The organism is Burkholderia sp. AcTa6-5 (assembly GCF_017815075.1).
Taxonomy (GTDB): Bacteria; Pseudomonadota; Gammaproteobacteria; order Burkholderiales; family Burkholderiaceae; genus Burkholderia; species Burkholderia sola.
Window position 1 is genome coordinate 1 of the sequence record NZ_JAGIQE010000084.1, and the last position, 476, is coordinate 476.

Genomic DNA, 476 nt, shown 5'->3' on the forward strand with positions numbered 1-476 from the left:
GATCGGCAGGCCGAAGCCGCGCAGCACGTCGACAAGCATCTGCTCGAGCGTGAAATCCGCGCCGTCCGGGATCGGGCAGCGCGTGAATTGCCCGAGCACGAACGCACGGGCCCCGTCGAACGCGCCGCTCAGACGCAGTTGCGTCAGGCTGCGGTCGAGCCGGTAGCCGAATTCCGTCACGTCTTCCAGCAGTACGATCGCATCGCGTGAGCGAAGCGACCAGCGTGTACCCGCGACGCTCGCGAGCACCGTCACGTTGCCGCCGCACAGACGTCCCCGCACCGCACCAGCGGCGCCGGACACATGCCGCAGGCTCAGCGGGGCGCGTTTGCCACCGGTCAGCACGGCGCGCATGTCGGCACGCGTCGCGTCGTCGACCTTGGTCGCCAGGCTGTGGAATGTCGGACCATGCAACAAGCGCACGCCGGGCCGGTCTGCAAGCGCGCAGAATAGCGACGTCGCGTCGGAAAAACCGA

1 pseudogene is annotated in these 476 nt (G+C 68.5%); it reads right to left on the bottom strand.

The window, feature by feature from the left end:
- Window positions 1–417: pseudogene (locus J8I33_RS34310) on the bottom strand (LD-carboxypeptidase); the annotation flags it as partial.
- Window positions 418–476 lie beyond the last annotated feature (59 nt).